Annotated in this window: 15 protein-coding genes; 8 read left to right on the top strand and 7 right to left on the bottom strand. The window is 54.5% G+C overall.

The annotated features are described in order from the left end of the window. Positions 1 to 481 precede the first annotated feature (481 nt). The 3 genes from ACT3TR_RS07045 to ACT3TR_RS07055 are packed head-to-tail and all read left to right on the top strand — an operon-like array spanning position 482 to position 2,906. On the top strand, positions 482 to 1,234 hold the full coding sequence (locus tag ACT3TR_RS07045; RefSeq protein ID WP_096277394.1) for a 5-oxoprolinase subunit PxpA: 753 nt from the start codon (positions 482 to 484) through the stop codon (positions 1,232 to 1,234). 26 nt (positions 1,235 to 1,260) lie between these two features. Beyond that, positions 1,261 to 1,959, top strand: coding sequence for a 5-oxoprolinase subunit B family protein (locus ACT3TR_RS07050; RefSeq protein ID WP_441685401.1), 699 nt, complete (start codon positions 1,261 to 1,263; stop codon positions 1,957 to 1,959). Then, on the top strand, positions 1,956 to 2,906 hold the full coding sequence (locus ACT3TR_RS07055; protein ID WP_441685366.1) for a biotin-dependent carboxyltransferase family protein: 951 nt from the start codon (positions 1,956 to 1,958) through the stop codon (positions 2,904 to 2,906). Before ACT3TR_RS07050 ends, ACT3TR_RS07055 begins: the two co-directional genes overlap by 4 nt. Before the next feature lie 64 nt (positions 2,907 to 2,970). Here the strand turns inward: ACT3TR_RS07055 and ACT3TR_RS07060 are convergent, their stop codons facing one another. From ACT3TR_RS07060 to ACT3TR_RS07085, 6 genes are all read right to left on the bottom strand, one after another. After that, entirely contained in the window at positions 2,971 to 4,002 is a 1,032-nt protein-coding gene (locus ACT3TR_RS07060) for a leucyl aminopeptidase (RefSeq protein WP_441685364.1), read from the bottom strand. Between the two features lie 112 nt (positions 4,003 to 4,114). Next, a complete protein-coding gene (locus ACT3TR_RS07065; protein ID WP_444624879.1) occupies positions 4,115 to 5,623 on the bottom strand; it encodes a sodium:solute symporter family protein in 1,509 nt (502 codons plus the stop codon). Further along, positions 5,616 to 5,819 carry a hypothetical protein gene (locus tag ACT3TR_RS07070; RefSeq protein WP_192535788.1) on the bottom strand — a complete coding sequence of 68 codons (204 nt, stop codon included), beginning with the start codon at positions 5,817 to 5,819 and terminating at the stop codon, positions 5,616 to 5,618. The genes ACT3TR_RS07065 and ACT3TR_RS07070 overlap by 8 nt, the downstream gene beginning before the upstream one ends. A gap of 21 nt (positions 5,820 to 5,840) precedes the next feature. Then, positions 5,841 to 8,888, bottom strand: coding sequence for a c-type cytochrome (locus ACT3TR_RS07075; protein ID WP_444624878.1), 3,048 nt, complete (start codon positions 8,886 to 8,888; stop codon positions 5,841 to 5,843). Further along, positions 8,881 to 9,369, bottom strand: a complete 489-nt coding sequence (locus ACT3TR_RS07080) for a (2Fe-2S)-binding protein (RefSeq protein ID WP_441685358.1) — start codon at positions 9,367 to 9,369, stop codon at positions 8,881 to 8,883. The genes ACT3TR_RS07075 and ACT3TR_RS07080 overlap by 8 nt, the downstream gene beginning before the upstream one ends. 20 nt (positions 9,370 to 9,389) lie before the next feature. Beyond that, positions 9,390 to 9,539, bottom strand: a complete 150-nt coding sequence (locus ACT3TR_RS07085) for a hypothetical protein (protein WP_441685356.1) — start codon at positions 9,537 to 9,539, stop codon at positions 9,390 to 9,392. 239 nt (positions 9,540 to 9,778) lie between these two features. Here ACT3TR_RS07085 and ACT3TR_RS07090 point away from each other — a divergent pair, with 239 nt between their 5' ends. Genes ACT3TR_RS07090 through ACT3TR_RS07105 form a run of 4 tightly spaced genes read left to right on the top strand, consistent with a single transcriptional unit; the run spans position 9,779 to position 13,229 of the window. After that, positions 9,779 to 10,945 (top strand): FAD-dependent monooxygenase, encoded by a 1,167-nt coding sequence (locus ACT3TR_RS07090; protein WP_444624877.1) that lies wholly within the window; start codon positions 9,779 to 9,781, stop codon positions 10,943 to 10,945. Next, a complete protein-coding gene (locus tag ACT3TR_RS07095; RefSeq protein ID WP_444624876.1) occupies positions 10,942 to 11,760 on the top strand; it encodes an alpha/beta fold hydrolase in 819 nt (272 codons plus the stop codon). The genes ACT3TR_RS07090 and ACT3TR_RS07095 overlap by 4 nt, the downstream gene beginning before the upstream one ends. A gap of 15 nt (positions 11,761 to 11,775) precedes the next feature. Next, positions 11,776 to 12,549: a maleate cis-trans isomerase family protein gene (locus ACT3TR_RS07100; protein ID WP_444624875.1), complete on the top strand. Its 774-nt coding sequence runs from the start codon at positions 11,776 to 11,778 to the stop codon at positions 12,547 to 12,549. Between the two features lie 11 nt (positions 12,550 to 12,560). Next, a complete protein-coding gene (locus tag ACT3TR_RS07105; protein ID WP_192535793.1) occupies positions 12,561 to 13,229 on the top strand; it encodes an N-carbamoylsarcosine amidohydrolase in 669 nt (222 codons plus the stop codon). On the opposite strand, the gene ACT3TR_RS07110 is transcribed toward ACT3TR_RS07105, so the two are convergent. After that, positions 13,226 to 13,708 (bottom strand): MarR family winged helix-turn-helix transcriptional regulator, encoded by a 483-nt coding sequence (locus tag ACT3TR_RS07110; RefSeq protein WP_235040634.1) that lies wholly within the window; start codon positions 13,706 to 13,708, stop codon positions 13,226 to 13,228. The genes ACT3TR_RS07105 and ACT3TR_RS07110 overlap by 4 nt on opposite strands. Before the next feature lie 198 nt (positions 13,709 to 13,906). Here ACT3TR_RS07110 and ACT3TR_RS07115 point away from each other — a divergent pair, with 198 nt between their 5' ends. Then, entirely contained in the window at positions 13,907 to 16,180 is a 2,274-nt protein-coding gene (locus ACT3TR_RS07115) for a molybdopterin cofactor-binding domain-containing protein (protein WP_444624874.1), read from the top strand. The last annotated feature ends 27 nt before the right edge of the window (positions 16,181 to 16,207 follow it).

Consider the following 16,207-nt stretch of genomic DNA (forward strand, 5'->3'; position numbering starts at 1 on the left):
TGAGAACCCTCTTATTCATTTTATTAATGTGTTACTTCTGTAGTAGTACCAGAGGAGGCACTGGAAGTAATCCAACGCCCGGAGAAACGTGTTGTTGTAATATCCATTCGCCCTCTGAGCATAGCGCTTGGGCAGGCCATACGGAATGCTCTAGCAATGGTTGACTGATAAAATAAGCGTTGTCGTACTGCCAGCCCTTTAAACAGAGTGATGACGCACGTGACGATGCATTAACCATGCAATGTTGAGGCCACTTTTAACAGTGACTACAGCCAACGCTTTTATCACGCCCTGCTGCTAGCGCTAAAATATATCGCGCTCAGCGATTAATCATTTTTCCAACCAATAACAATATGATAAGAGCAGTAGAAAATAAAAATTATCAAAAACGATTGGCACTGGGCAAGCCGTATTCATATATTGTTGGTGGTTTACACGTTAGCTTTTGCTAAGTGAAAGCACCTAAATAACAGGAGTCGCTATGGCCATCCCCCTGCTTAACTGCGATATGGGCGAAAGTTTTGGCAACTGGAGCCTCGGCTTAGATGCCGATGTGATGCCCTATGTCGATTGCGCCAATATCGCCTGTGGCTTTCACGCCTCTGACCCTCATGTGATGCGACGTACCGTCAAACTGGCTGTCCAGCACGGCGTGCGTATTGGTGCGCACCCAGGCTACCCCGATTTAATGGGCTTTGGCCGCCGCTCAATGGCCTGCTCCCCGGAAGAGGCTGAAGATATGGTGCTCTACCAAGTCGGCGCACTGGCGGGCATATGCCAAGCGGAAGGCACGCAACTCAGCTACATAAAACCCCATGGCGCGCTGTATAACGACATGGCCGCTAACCTTGCGTTACTCGAAGGCGTGATGCGCGCTGTGCGTGCCTATGATCCCAGCCTGCCGCTGATGGTGATGTCGACGGCCGACGCTGCGCCGCACCGCGAGTTAGCCGCCAAGCTGGGCATTACCCTATGGTTCGAAACATTTGCTGACCGCGCCTACGATGCCAATGGCCATCTGGCCTCACGGCGCTTACCGAACGCCGTTCATCACGATCAGCACACTATCGTCGATCAGGCGGTGATGCTGGCGAAAGGCGAATCGCTCACCTCACTTGACGGCACTCCGCTACAGCTGGCCTGCGACACACTTTGTGTTCACGGCGACAATCCCGAATCAGTGGCCGCCGTGCGTGCCATCCGCGAGGCCTTTCAGGCGTTGGAGCAGGCGTGAAACCGAGCATTCAAATACGTCCTAAAATGCGCATTGAAACGACCGCCATGGACGCCCTAATGGTGCGCCTGTTCGATACCATTGATGAAGCCAATATGGCGTGGGTGATCGCCGCCGATCAAGCCCTGCGCGCCGCCTTTGGGAACGCTTTAATTGATTTAGTCCCCTCATACACCACGCTATTAGTTCACTACGACTGTCAGCAGCTGAATCACAGCGATGCCCTAAGCCTTATCAACAAGACGCTTTGCAACCTCACGCCTGCAGATACCCAAGCGGGTGAACTACACATAATTCCCGTGTGGTATGACGAAAGCGTGGGGCCCGAGCTGCCCCTGGTCGCCAAGCGCGCGGGCTTAAGCGTCGAGGCGCTGGTCGAACAGCACTGCAACCACGACTACTGCGTATTCGCACTCGGTTTCGCGCCCGGCTATGGCTTCATGGGCTTGGTAGATGAAGCGCTAGCCACCCCGCGCTTAAAAACGCCGCGCCGCAAAGTCGCGACAGGCAGCGTAGGTATTGCCGATCGCCAAACGGCGATTTACCCGCTGCTTTCGCCAGGTGGCTGGAACATTCTTGGCCGTACTAACGTGCCGCTTTTCGAGTATGCCAAGCGTGGCGACCCCCTGTTCCGCCCTGGTGACAAAGTACGGTTTAAAGCGATCTCGCGCGCCGAGTTTGAAGCGGACGGTGGTGATACCACCCCGATGGAGGAGCGCTCATGAGCCAAGTTGCTACGCGTAAAGCGCCCGCAGGAATGCTCGTTAAACAAGCAGGACCGCTGGCGTTAATTCAAGATGCCGGACGATTTGGCGTGGGCCATCTTGGCGTGACCCAAGGCGGTGCGGCCGACTGGATTTCTTTTCGATGGGCCAACTGGCTGCTAGGCAACGAGCCAAACAGCGCAGCCCTCGAGATTGTCATGGGCGGCGGCTTAAGCCTCGAAACCGAATGCGAAGTGCACCTTGCGCTAACGGGCGCTGACTTGGATGCCCAGTTAGACGACAAGCCACTGGCCCCGAACACAAGCTTCACCCTGACGCCCGGCCAGCGCTTAGTATTTCGCCAGCCTCGCCAGGGGTTGCGGGCCTACCTCGCGTTTCCCGGCGGGCTAAATGCGCCCGAAGTGCTGGGCAGTCGCGCCTGCACCGCCCGTGAGCAGCTAGGCGGCTTACATGAAGATGGTAAACCGCTGAAAGTGGGCGACCGCTTGACATGGAAAGGCACCGCCCCAGCGATTCGCCGTATTGCGGAAGGCCAAGGCCCGCAGATGCCAGCGTCAGGCTGCCGCTTACCTATCGTACTCGGTTCACAGATCGCCTCGTTTAGCGGTCGCGCACTGTTCCAAGCTTTTAATCAGCCTTGGACGGTGGATAACCGCGCCGACCGTATGGGCGTGCGGCTCACGGGACCTGTCCTGAATGGCTCACTGACCGGCATTATTTCCGAAGGCATTCCACTCGGTGCCGTTCAAGTACCGCCTGACGGTCAGCCCATCATACTCATGAACGATCGCCAGACAATTGGCGGCTATCCGCGCCTGGGTGCGCTCACCCCGACCGCCTGCGCGATGCTTTCCCAATGCCTGCCGGGCACGAAGGTGTGGCTAACCCCTGTCAGCGCCAGCCAAGCGCAGGATGATTATCGGGCACAGCTAAACGTGTGGCGCTAATACGTCAAAGCCCCTCGGTTGAGGGGCTTTGTTGAGGGCTTTGGCACGACCAGGTTCTAACGCATTAATGTCTGGCCATTTGCAGTTCTTTAACGACAATATCGCCATCAACCACAATAGGTTCACCATCCAGAAACAGCGAGCAATTGCGCATCGGGATATCGAGATGGCAGGCCGTATCGTTAGTGCCACCTAACTCATTATTTGGCCCGGTAGAGAACATTACGTTGCCATAAAAACTGCGCGGCTCCATGCCCATGCCGCCGGGAAACTCGCCAGGCACCATACGGTGCCACTTGGCATTGGGGTTCATGCCCCAACCGACATGGCTCATACCCAGCCCACGCGGATCGTTAAAGCTTTCCATGTAGGACTTAACCAGCTCCGCATCTAGCCCACCGCGGATATCGGTAATCCAGCCCTTCTTGATGGTGTACGTAATCGGCTCTCTGACATACATATTCTGGGGCAGCAAAATATCGCCTGGCGCAACGACAATGGTGCCATCAACCCCGTCATCATCACCGCCGGTAAATACAAAGCCGGACGGCCAATGGTCCCACCGCCCGGGCTCATCGGTGCAGGCATACTCAGCAACGGTGGCGTATGTATTAAGTTGATAGGTGACATCCGTTCCGTGGGGCGACGTGATGCGCATAACCTTGGCTTTTGCCAGCAACTCGGCGGCTAATTCAACCTTTTCCCGGAGTTCCTTCGTAGGCAGCATTCTGGCCAGCAATTCCGGTGGTTCAACGGCGGTTAAGATCCGTGTACCGGCCGCTTGAATGGCCATTTGCTCAGGTGAGAAAAGCAGAAAAATACAGTCGATCAGCATATCGCAATTTTTGAGCGCCTCCACCGCGTCGGGCATACTGGCAAGCCCTGTCGCACCCACGCTCCAACCGCCAGTGGGTAGCGGAGCGGGTAAGCGCATGTGGTACATGTTGGCGCCTAAACGCTGACCCGCGGCCATAAAGGCATCGGCATATTCCAGGCGCTCGCTTCCCTGCGTAAGCACCACAAGTCTTTCACCTTCGTGTACGCCGGACATTTTTAACTGATGGAGACAGATTTCCGTAAAGCCTGCATGATCCATAAAGACTCCTACTTCGCTGGTGTAAATCTTATATCGTGTTAGGAAAATCTTCTTGAGAGCGTTTGAGCTTCCAATATTAGGCCTCAAACGCTCTAAATATTGTCAGATAAAACTAAACGTTCGACTCCTGAGTCGACGGGCTAACCTTGTGGCTGCGCTTTTTACCCAGCTCTTCTGATATGGCGTCAAAGAAAGCATCGGTGGCTGCTTGATGAGGCTTGGTCATCAGACTAACGCCAACAAAAAGCACGCTAGCGACGACGATTCCCCATATGCCGGAAGGCAGACCCAGCAGTGAGTTTCCGGTGGCATACATCAGCAGCACAAAGGCACTCGTGCCTACCACACTGACTAAGGCACCAGCGCCAGTGCCACGCTTCCAATAGAAAGCGCCGATAATGGCGGGCACCATCGCGACCAGGCCAGACGATGCGGCGACTGACAGTACGGCAATCAAGTCCAACTGCAGCTCGGCAAAGGCCAATGCCAAAATTGCGATGACAGGTACAACAAACTTACCCACCAGCAGCTGGCGTTTCTCACTGACGTTAGGCTTCACGTTCGCATACACATCACGAGAGACCATTGAGGCCAGCGTCAGCATGATGGAATCAATAGTAGAAACGGCTGCTGCCATAATGCCGACCATCACGATCACACCCAGTACCGGTGGTACAAACTCAGATGCTAGCAGCGTGGGCGTCGCCAAATCGGCACTTGCAAGGCTGGGGAAAGCGGCTAAAGCTGAGAAGCCCCACAGTACCGACACCATGGTGTAGATAAAGCCAAACACTAGAAAACCAATCAGCATTTGACGCATTGCGCGCAATGAAGAAGGCATAAACAGGCGCTGGCTAACTTGGGGATTAGAGAGGCTAAAGAAGAACCAAGGAATCGTTAGCCCTAAGAAAGTAACGAAGCTGAACAAACCCGAGCCCGGCACCGTGAGTGACTGAGGATGCTCCGTCGCAAGCGTGTCAAATAGCGCGCCAAAACCACCCAGGCCCTGAATGACCAGGAATGCCACGAGCGTCGAGGCCACAATCATCATGATCGCCTGGAGAGAGTCGGTCCACATGACCGAGCGAATTCCCGCTATATAAGAGAAGAAGATAGCAATCATCGTGGCCATGATGACGCCCGTCGTAAAGGTAATCGCCCCGTCGGTAATACCTTGCAACAGGTAACCTACACCCGCCAACTGAACCGCTGAATAAGGAATCAGGAAGATACAGCTGGCAAGAGAAACCGCCATTGCGACATGTTTGCTGTTATAGCGATGACCCAGCATTTCGCTTGGCGTCACATAACCGAACTTTTTTCCGACGGCCCAAAACTTCGGCCCGAAGATAGCCACCAGGGAAACGCCCGCAAAATAAATAATTTCAAACCCCAGTGCGCCCACGCCTCCGGCGTAGGTGAGGCCTGCTAAACCGACCATCATAAACGCGCTGTAGGTGGTGGCACTGTAGCTCAGCGCCGAGACAAAACCATTCATCTGTCGATTGCCCAAAAAGTATCCTGACATACTTTCTGCAGCGCCTTGTCGCGACATAATCGCAATGCCTACCGCAATCAATAAATAGATAGCAATAGACCACCAAATGAGTGACTCAGTCATTGCTGTGATCCTCGAAGTCTTTAGTGATAAACACGTTCAGCGCAATGACAATTAACCCTGCAACCGCCCAAAACAAGAAGCTGCCGTACCAAAACGCGACATTGCTCAACAGGGTGTAAGGCACTAAATAGCTCAGCAGGACAATTATCCATACGAGCCATATCCATTTACTTCGTTTTCCAAACTCAGGTTTCATAGTCCACCTCGTTTTATTACATCATGGAGTAGAGTGTGTGTTGTTTTGGTGAGGCTGGCGTAAATCAGCGCTACGTTGTTCTAGTTGTTGCCAAGGTGCTTTATCTGGTGCAAAGCGCGCTCGAAGATACATCGCTAAATCAGCGATTTGGGTATTGCTAAAACTGTCGGAAAAACCAGGCATACTGCCGGTTCCTGGAACGTGGTCTGCGTGGACACCGCTTAAAATCGACTGAATAACGTTGTCTGGGTGGTCGCTATGAATATTGGTATTCAGCGCGAGTGACGTACTCGCGCTGGAGAAAGTAGGTACTCCGGTTGCCACGTGGCAGGCTGCGCAAGCGCCATCGAATAGGCGCTCGCCCGCCTCCAAGCCGGGCGCACTAAGCGTTGCGCCAGCCACACGCTCCTCCGCCCTCGCCACCGCTACGTCGCTATCATCCGTCGGTGCCTGCATCTGTGTGGCCACATAGTGGGCAATGGCTCTCACGTCGTATTCAGGCAATTCGGCCAATCCCGCAACGACTGGTGCCATCGGGCCAGAGGCAACCCCATGCAGCGCCGACTCACCATGGCGCAAATAGTCGTAGAGCGATGTTTCACTCCAAGCAACCGGCGCACGCGACAGCGCATTGAGTGGCGGCGCCTCCCAGCCATCAACAAAGGCCCCTGCAAAATAATTCTTGCCGCTTTTCTCCGCGCCCATGGCATTACGTGGGCTATGGCAAGCACTGCAGTGGCCTAACCCTTCTGCCAGATAGGCGCCTCGATTATAAAGCTCGCTTTGCATGGGGTCTGGCTGGAAGGGAGTGGGGTCGTGATAAAGCGTGTTCCAGCCAGCCATTAAGGCGCGTACGCTGAAAGGAAAAGCAAGATCGTTAACGGTTTTATCCGATGACACCGCCGGCTGAGACATTAGGTAGGCGTACAGCGCCTGTAAGTCGGTATCACTTGTTTTGGCAAACGCCGTATAGGGAAAAGCGGGATAGAGATGACTGCCATCGCGACTGATGCCATGGCGCATTGCTCGTTCAAACGCCGCGTAGGACCACTGACCAATACCCGTTACCTCGTCTGGCGTAATGTTAGTACTGTAGAGCGTTCCAAAAGGCGTTTCAAATGAACGCCCACCCACGTTGGCTACACCATTGTCAGCGGTATGGCACGCTGCGCAATCACCAGCGGCGGCGACTAGCCGCCCGCGCTCAATGGTATCGGCGGAATAAAGATTGGCGGCTGGCCGAGCAATAGGGACCACGGCGCCTTTCCACGGCCATGCTATAGCCACCGTGCCCGCCACTGTAGTCAGTGCCGCAGCGGCTAACCAGCGTCGCTTCGCAGGCCGCTGCAGTTTGGCCGGGCGCCCTGTACTCTCCACCGTCGGCTCTTGGAGTGCCTGGCGGACACGCTTGGCAGTAAAGGGAGGCTGGCGAAAACGAATGCCGGTCGCATCAAATAGCGCGTTGGCAATCACGGCAACACCGGGCGACAGCTCAGCCCCGGTTAATACATCGGTAGCAGGTTGGTTAAACGAAGAAGGCACCCTTTGCGTTGCCGGTTGATAGCCGCGCGTAGCCAGCTTGCCTGCTCCTGAAGCGACGGGCACGAGTACATTGCGGCCATCACCCCACTCATCAAACGCAGGGCTTTGACCCAAAAGTGGGCGAGCTTCACCCAATACCCGTGTTTGGAGCGTTTGCTGAAGACGCGCGGTATCCACATCAGGCCCCGTGTCTTGGCCAACCACCAAGCGGGTCAGCTGCACCTCACCGGTAATACGGTTAACCACTACGTCGGCAATCCACGCGGAGCGTACACCGGGTGCCTCACGTTGATCACGGCTTGGCAGCTGAGAGTATGCAAAACCGCGACCTCGCAGCAGGTCCTGCGGCGCTGAATTTGGCGCTGACGTGGGAGAAAGCGGCGACAGAGGCAGCGTCCATTCAGCCCGTTTAGCGACCGACTCTATTAGCGCTATGCCACGCGCATCGTCGAGGTGACGAAGACGCAGCGCAATGGGGTCCTGTTCGCTATCACGAGCCACCTCATCTAGAAACGACTCTCGCGCAAACGCCTGCTGAATGTCGACGACAGTAGAATCACTTGAAAGGCTATTGGATTGGCTTCTTGCAGCAAGATATTGGTCGCGAAAAACGTAAGGTGAAAACGGCGCCGCATCGTTACTATTATCCGAAGCCTCAGTAGCCGAAGCCTCAGCCCTAAGCTCGGTGATCGCGGCCTTGCCACTCAGCCAGAGCCCGACAGCGGCGACCTCACCGATAATACTAGCCTGCTGGTAATGATAGCGGGTGATCTCACCGCTGCTGGCAAGATCGGCTTCTAGCGTCATCCGCTGCGCCTGACCCAGCGCCTCTTTATCTTTTGCATAGCGGGCATCAAGCCAAACCGCTACCGGAGCCCCCACCGCCTTAGACATTAGCGCCGCATCGACAGCGGCATCATCGCCGCAATGGCGGCCAAGCCCGGTTGCTTGACGCGACACGTGCGTTTGGTCGAGGCAATAGAGTTCAATCTGGTTAACGGGCAATGCGGTTAAGCGACTTAAATCGTGCTTAAGCGCCAGTGGAGTAACGGTTTCTCCCCAAATATCGAGCTGGTGCTGGCGGTAATCCGCGATCACCCAGCCGGGGCTATTTCCCCAATGCATCCGGCTCGGCCAGCCATACTGCTGACGCATTGACGCCTGCGATTGAGGGCTTGTTTTAACAGCGCTGAATTTGAGAGACGTAGATTTAATAGAATCAGGTGCGCTATTGGTTGGCTGACGCACGGATTGCCACTCAACCTTGAGCTGTTTAGCCGCATCAATAGCCAAGGCCAAACTGCCGGCAACAACACCGACAAAGTCTTCTTCAACCACCACCTCAATAGCACCTGGTAGTGAGCCGATGCTGGACCTATCAACACTGATTAAGCGATCGCTCTCAAACCGCTCGCCATCCCAATGATAGTGAGGTGGGCGTACGACGACGCCATAGCGTGAATGCGCCAATGCCGCGGGAATGCTCGCCTGATGATGCTGACGACGAAGCCGCTGCCCTTCACTCATGAAGTGGCTCCTGCAATCGGCTCGCATTGAGGTCAACAGCCAGGCGCGCTGCTTGCAGAATTTCAACGTGAGTACCGCATCGGCACAGATTATGCTCAAGCGCGGTACGAATCTGTTGCGCTGAAGGCTGTGCGTTATGATTTAACAGCGCACGAACGGTGATAATCATGCCGTTCAGGCAGTAGCCACACTGGGCTGCTTGCGCATCAATGAAGGCTTGCTGAACAGGATCAAGCTGGCCGTTGCTGGCCAGCCCATCAAGCGTAATGACGTCATGGCCAACGGCAGCGGACACGGGTAGCACGCACGTTCGTGCGGCCATGCCATCGATCAATACACTGCATGCACCACATTCGCCCAAGCCACAGCCGTATTTAGGCCCATTAAGCGCTAGGTCATTACGCAGCACATTGAGTAGCAGCGTATGCGGGGGCACTGCCAGCTCATGTTCTTGTCCATTGACTGTCAACGTTAGCGTCATAAGGAATCATCATCTTATTGTTAAAACGGCCTGCTTGCCAAACACTCTTCGTCGTACTGAATAATCAGCCTATTTTCGCCTTCATCGCTAGGCGTGCACCGGTAAAGTGCGGCGATGCTCATAAACATGCATAAAAAGCGTACACGCCATAAAAAAATACTAATAAACATATAGCACTCAATTGATGAGTCTTTCAAGTTTTTATAAAAACCATAAAAATACAAAAAAAGTCATTAAATTCAGCATAATATATACTCAATCAACCTATTTGCTCATAAAAATAATTTTCCCATTAAATCCTTGACCAACAAATAAATGGTGTATACGTTGTTTTATAGCATTCACAAACTCACTCCCTGAGGCGCTCTGCACGGTGGTGTGTGAATAAAAACAGCGAGGCAACGACGATATGAAGAACAAACCCACCATTGCAGTCATTGGCGCCGGCCTTGGCGGTGCCGCGGCTGGCGCACTGCTGCAGCAAGCGGGTTATCCCACCAAGGTTTACGAACAAGCGCCGGCTTTTTCTCGCCTTGGCGCGGGAATTCACCTTGGCCCCAATGTTATGAAAGTCATGCGGCGTATTGGCATTGAGGACAAGCTTAATGCCATGGGGTCACATCCTGATTACTGGTTCAGCCGTAACGGCATGACGGGGGAATATCAGTCGCGTATCCCGCTGGGTGAGTTTGCTCTCGAAAACTACGGGGCAGCCTATATCACCGTCCACCGTGGCGACCTCCACGAATTAATGGTGAGCACGCTCGACCAGGATAATCTACATTTCGATAAGCGCTTGGTAGATGTCGATGACAGCGGCGATAAAGTCGTCATGACCTTCGCCGATGGCTCAATCGAAGAAGCCGATTTAGTCATTGGTGCTGATGGTGTTAATTCACGCCTGCGTGAGAAATTACTCGGCGCTGAAGCACCTATCTACAGTGGCTGGGTTGCCCATCGCGCCATTATCTCCGCTGAAAAGCTCAAAGCGTACGATTTGGATTTTGAGGCGTGCGTAAAGTGGTGGTCAGAAGATCGTCATATGATGGTTTATTTCGTCACCGGCGACGAAAAAGAGTATTACTACGTGACGGGCGTGCCCGAACCCGACTGGAACCACGGCACCTCCTTCGTCGATAGCTCCCAGGAAGAAATGCGTACAGCGTTCAAAGGCTATCACCCCACCGTACAAGCGCTGATTGACTGCACAGAAAGCGTCACGAAGTGGCCTTTATTGGAACGTAATCCGCTACCACTTTGGCATGAAAATCGATTAGTACTGCTTGGTGATGCCTGTCACCCAATGAAGCCACATATGGCTCAAGGCGCCGCCATGGCGATTGAAGATGCTGCCATGCTGGTGCGTTGCCTGGAAGATGTTGGCGCTGACAATTATCAACGTGCTTTCGAGCTTTATCGCACCAATCGCTTTGAGCGTGCCTCGCGAGTGCAGCAGGTCTCCCACGACAATACATGGCTACGCGCAGATGAAGACCCGGCCTGGGTATTCGCCTACGATGCCTTTGAAGTACCACTGAAGCAACCTGACGCGATCAATGAAGGAAGCCCAGTATGAGCAGCACCTATCTTTATGGCGCGAACTTACATGCCAACGGTATTCGCCAGCACTACCTGCGTTTCGGTGACAGCGCTAAGTCCTCACGCCAACCCCTGGTGCTGATACCGGGCATTACGAGCCCCGCTATCACCTGGGGGTTTGTAGCCGAGCGGCTGGGTCAGCACTTCGATACCTACGTGCTGGATGTCCGTGGGCGGGGCTTATCGTCTAGCGGCCCCGAGTTCGCTTACGACATCGACACCTGCGCTGACGATGTGATTGCGTTTATTGATGAGTTAGGGCTCGACAATGTCATTCTAGCGGGCCACTCCATGGGCGCGCGCTTTGCGCTTCGCGCCATGAGCCGCGGCGCAAAGGGCATTGCCAAACTGGTACTGATCGACCCACCGGTTTCAGGACCAGGACGTCGAGAATATCCCAGCAAGCTGCCGTGGTATGTGGACTCGATTCGTGACTGCACGCGTGGCGCCGACATTGAGACCATGCGTCACTACTGCCCGACCTGGAGTGACGAGCAGTTGCGGCTGCGCGCCGAGTGGCTACATACCTGCTTTGAGCCGGCCATAGTTCAGGCGTTTGAAGAGTTTCACAGCGTCGATATCCACCAAGACCTCCCCAACATCAACGTGCCTACGTTGCTGATGTGCGCGGGCAAAGGCGGCGTTATCCAGGATGAAGATCGCGCTGAAATGATCGATCTGCTGCCCACCCTGCGGATTACCACCGCGGAAAACGCGGGCCACATGATTCCCTGGGATGATTTCGACGGCTTTTTTGCCGCTTTTGAAGACTTCCTCGGCAAACAACTCTAACAAAGGCCAATGATCATGACGCACAGCACCAAGAGCTATTCCAGGAACTATCGCATCGGGCAGATTGTGCCAAGTTCTAACATCACGATGGAAACGGAAATTCCGGCCATGCTGGCGGCACGGCAGCTAATCCGGCCTGAGCGTTTTACCTTCCATTCCAGCCGTATGCGCATGAAAAATGTCAGCAAGGACGAGCTCGCAGCGATGGATGCTGAGTCAGACCGCTGTGCATTGGAGCTTTCCGATGCGGCAGTCGATGTGATGGGCTACGCCTGTTTGGTCGCGATCATGGCCATGGGGCCTGGCTATCACCGCGAATCACAACAGCGCTTACGCAGCCGCACCAAAGAGAACGGCTGCGATACGCCGGTGGTGACGAGCGCTGGCGCGCTGGTCGATGCACTAGGCGTGATGAAAGCCAAACGCGTGGTCGTGGTAGCGCCCTATATGAAGCCACTCACCGAGATGGTGGTCGACTACATTCGCCAAGAAGGCATTGAAGTGCTTGATTATCGAGCACTCGAAATCCCTAACAACCTGGATGTCGCCCGCCACGATCCCGCTAATCTTCCTGGCATTGTGGCTAGCCTCGATTTAAACAACGTCGATGCCATCGTGCTATCAGCCTGTGTACAAATGCCATCGCTAGCGGCCGTTGCCAAGGTAGAAGCCTTAACGGGCAAGCCAGTGGTCACTGCTGCTATCGCCACTACCTACGCCATGCTTAAAGCGCTCGATTTAGAGCCTATTGTGCCCGGCGCTGGTGCCTTGCTGTCAGGCGCTTACTAGGAGCTAATATCATGACGCCCTCTAACCAGACAGCCAGCGGGAAAGGTGCTGACGATCGCTCTTTAGACGACAACTACAAAGGTGTTTGGGATGGCCGCATTGGCTTTGGTAACAAGCCTGCGCTGCTAGTGGTCGATTTCATGCAGGGCTACACCACGCCTGGCTCGCCGCTATTTGCCCAGGGCGTGGTAGATGCCGTTGCCAATATGCCCTCACTGTTAGACGCAGCCCGGCATAGCGGTATTCCTGTCCTCCACACCAACATCCTGTATCACGCGCCGGATCAAATTGATGGCGGCATATGGGTGAAAAAAGCGCCGGTAATGCGCGCCATGGTAGCGGGCAACCCTTACGCAGCGTTCTGCCCAGAGGTAACACCGCGTGAAGACGAGCTGGTGATGACCAAGCAGTATGCCAGCGCCTTCTTCGGCACCTCGCTTGCTTCAACGCTTGTCGCGATGGGGGTCGATACGCTGATCATCACCGGCTGCTCAACCAGCGGCTGCGTCCGCGCCACTGCGGTTGACGGCCTACAGCATGGCTTTCGCGTGATCGTCGTGCGCGACTGCGTTGGCGACCGCCACCCAGCGCCCCACGAAGCCAATCTGTTTGATATCGATAGTAAGTACGGGGATGTCATTAGCCTGAATGAAACCTTGGATCACCTAGCCACTAGCTAGCTATCCGCGTTCATTTTTTCGAGCAGATGCATCAGCGCAACGCGCTCTGCGGGATTGAGATTTTGCATGGTCTGATCGCTGATTTGCTTGGCGCTGGGTACCATATTTTCTACCAACTCAGCGCCCAACTCAGTGATGACAACCATCACTTTGCGCTGATCATTAGGGTCCGTGGTCAGCGAGATCCATCCGCGGGCCTTGAGTCGTTTAATAACGCCACGGATAGTCGCCGGGTCTATCGCCGTGACGTTGACGATATCGGTTAACGAGCTGGGACCACGTTCCATTACCGTGCACAGCGTCACGAACTGGATCGCCGTTAACTGTTTATCGCTACTGTATCGCTGAAAAATAGCCGTATGGCGCTGATAGGCTTTGCGTAGCAGGTGCCCCACTTGTTCTGAAAAATCATAGCCTTGCTCTGAAGGCGTAGGATGCTCACCGGCCGACGAGTGATGAAGCGCACTATCCGTTGTCATTCAATATCCTTAATGTATTGGCGCCGCGATGTACTGAGTATGGCACTGATGATCAGGGCACGTAGCAGCCCACGAAATACTGCTTGCTTGAGAACAATTCACCATGCTTTTATGGCGTATACGCTATAATTTTACCTTACTTATCGCCAATTCATCACCTCAAATACATTAATTTAAAAGATAGCTTTGGAAGCGGTTATGGCGGATAAATCAAACTATACAAGACAGTCACTGCTGCATGAGCCAGATCTTCTGGTTGTCTATAGAGACCCTATAACGCCGCCCAAACCAGCTCCAGGTCAACCTGGCACACTTTCCCTCTTCACGCCCATTGAGCCCGAGATATTCATCGCCATCTTGAGCGATAGCCATATCGTGGCGTTCAACGGACACGTAGATCTCGGCACCGGCATACGCACGTCACTGGCACAAATCGTAGCGGAAGAGCTGAGTACGGCGTTCGATAGTGTCACCATGGTGCTCGGCAATCCCTTTGATGTGCCCAACCAAGGACCCACCATCGCCAGTGCGACGATTCAGATTACCGCGGAACCTCTTCGCCGCGCCGCGGCACAGGCACGCGAATATTTGCTCACACTGGCTGCCAAACACTTTGGCGTCGAGCGCTCCCTACTCAGCTGCCAACACGGCGCTATTCAATTCAACAGTACTATCCAGCCCAACGACAAGCATCACCCGCCGATAAGTTTTGGAGCATTGCTAACGGGTGCACGCCATGCGTTGAAGCTAGATGATCGCGCACCGCTCAAGCCCGCCAGCGATTACACGCTAGTGGGTCGAGCCATGGCTCGTGTTGATATCCCTGACAAAGTCACAGGAAAATTAACCTTCGTCCATGACTTCCGCCTTCCCGACATGCTGCATGGCCGAGTGATTCGCCCCCCTTATGTAGGTCACGATAACGGCGCGTTTATCGGCACTAGCTTGATAGCCGTTGATAAAAGCTCTGTTGCTCATTTGCCAGGCGTGATTAGCGTTGTCGTGATAGGGGATTTTGTCGGTGTCGTTGCTGAGCGTGAAGAACAAGCCGCCGCTGCTGCTAAACAGCTTAAAGTTGAGTGGCGCCCGGTCGAAGGGCTTCCCCAACTGGACAATATTGAGCAAGCGCTACTGGATTTACCCAGCAAGCAGCGCATGCTTATCGACGAGGGTGATCTAGATAGCGCGCTTAGCGTGGCCAGCCAGCAGCTCAATCGCAGCTATGTTTGGCCTTTTCAACTGCATGGCTCGATAGGCCCTTCTTGCTCAGTGGCTGATGCTAAAGCTGGCGCGCTTCACATCTGGTCGGGAACACAGAATCCACATAGTTTGCGTGCAGACTTAGCGCGCCTAACCGGCTTAGATGAGAGCGTCATTACCGTCACTCGCATGGAGACGTCGGGCTGCTATGGCCGCAACTGCGCCGACGATGTGGGCGCGGACGCCGCGCTTCTTTCCCAGGCAGTCGGCCGCCCTGTTCGCGTGCAGTTAACGCGCGAGCAAGAGCACACGTGGGAGCCTAAAGGAGCCGCTCAGTACATGGCTATTGAGGGCGGGCTGAACGCAGACGGTAGCCCAGCAGGCTATCGTTTTAGCTCACGCTATCCTTCTAACAGTGCACCGACACTGGCGCTGCTTCTGACAGGTACAACCCCGCCGATCGATATCCCCTTTGAAATGGGCGACCGAACATCAGTGCCGCCCTATCATTACCCTCATCGGCAAATCATTTGTGACGACGTGCCGACGCTTGTGCGCGCCTCTTGGCTACGCGGCGTCTCGGCATTACCCAACACCTTCGCTCATGAAAGCTACATTGATGAACTGGCCTGTTTGGCAAACGAAGATCCCGTCGCCTACCGATTGCGCAACTTGCCTGATGTCCGCGCCTGCGAGCTTATTGAAGCGCTCGTGCAGCGTGCGAACTGGAAAGCAGGTGTCGCCAATAAAAATCCGAAAAAAGACGCTGACTGGTGCTATGGCCGAGGCTTCGCTTATGCGCAATACGTGCACAGTAAATTTCCAGGCTTTGGCGCGGCACTCGCCGCCTGGGTTGTCGAGCTTAAAGTGAATACGAAGAGCGGACGTATTGTCGTGGAACGGCTATTCGTAGGGCAGGATGCGGGCCTAATGGTGAATCCTGCCGGCGTTCGCCATCAGGTACATGGCAATGTCATTCAGATGCTAAGCCGCACCTTAAAAGAACGTGTCACCTTTGAAGATAGCCTACCCACCAGCAGGGAATGGGGCGGATATCCAGTGCTGCGTTTTTCTGATCTTCCAGCAATTGATGTCATGCTGCTTGATCGCCCGGAACTGCCGCCATTAGGCGTAGGAGAATCCACATCACTACCCGGCGCTCCCGCGATTGCTAACGCGCTCTTCGATGCAACAGGCGTACGCTTTACTCACCCTCCTTTTACCCCTGACGCCGTTCGCGAGATGCTAAAATCGGCTTTACTGCCACAATAAAAAAGCCCGCATTCTAGATGCGGGCTT

Source organism: Halomonas sp. AOP12-B1-6, from assembly GCF_052379225.1.
In the GTDB taxonomy this organism is placed as follows: Bacteria; Pseudomonadota; Gammaproteobacteria; order Pseudomonadales; family Halomonadaceae; genus Vreelandella; species Vreelandella casei.

Coding starts and splice junctions, on each gene's coding strand:
- ACT3TR_RS07050 (WP_441685401.1), top strand. CDS start 1,261: ATGCGCATTGAAACGACCGCCATGGACGCCCTAATGGTGCGCCTGTTC.
- ACT3TR_RS07115 (WP_444624874.1), top strand. CDS start 13,907: ATGGCGGATAAATCAAACTATACAAGACAGTCACTGCTGCATGAGCCA.
- ACT3TR_RS07095 (WP_444624876.1), top strand. CDS start 10,942: ATGAGCAGCACCTATCTTTATGGCGCGAACTTACATGCCAACGGTATT.
- ACT3TR_RS07045 (WP_096277394.1), top strand. CDS start 482: ATGGCCATCCCCCTGCTTAACTGCGATATGGGCGAAAGTTTTGGCAAC.
- ACT3TR_RS07105 (WP_192535793.1), top strand. CDS start 12,561: ATGACGCCCTCTAACCAGACAGCCAGCGGGAAAGGTGCTGACGATCGC.
- ACT3TR_RS07090 (WP_444624877.1), top strand. CDS start 9,779: ATGAAGAACAAACCCACCATTGCAGTCATTGGCGCCGGCCTTGGCGGT.
- ACT3TR_RS07070 (WP_192535788.1), bottom strand. CDS start 5,819: ATGAAACCTGAGTTTGGAAAACGAAGTAAATGGATATGGCTCGTATGG.
- ACT3TR_RS07100 (WP_444624875.1), top strand. CDS start 11,776: ATGACGCACAGCACCAAGAGCTATTCCAGGAACTATCGCATCGGGCAG.
- ACT3TR_RS07055 (WP_441685366.1), top strand. CDS start 1,956: ATGAGCCAAGTTGCTACGCGTAAAGCGCCCGCAGGAATGCTCGTTAAA.
- ACT3TR_RS07085 (WP_441685356.1), bottom strand. CDS start 9,539: ATGTTTATTAGTATTTTTTTATGGCGTGTACGCTTTTTATGCATGTTT.
- ACT3TR_RS07075 (WP_444624878.1), bottom strand. CDS start 8,888: ATGAGTGAAGGGCAGCGGCTTCGTCGTCAGCATCATCAGGCGAGCATT.
- ACT3TR_RS07110 (WP_235040634.1), bottom strand. CDS start 13,708: ATGACAACGGATAGTGCGCTTCATCACTCGTCGGCCGGTGAGCATCCT.
- ACT3TR_RS07060 (WP_441685364.1), bottom strand. CDS start 4,002: ATGGATCATGCAGGCTTTACGGAAATCTGTCTCCATCAGTTAAAAATG.
- ACT3TR_RS07065 (WP_444624879.1), bottom strand. CDS start 5,623: ATGACTGAGTCACTCATTTGGTGGTCTATTGCTATCTATTTATTGATT.
- ACT3TR_RS07080 (WP_441685358.1), bottom strand. CDS start 9,369: ATGACGCTAACGTTGACAGTCAATGGACAAGAACATGAGCTGGCAGTG.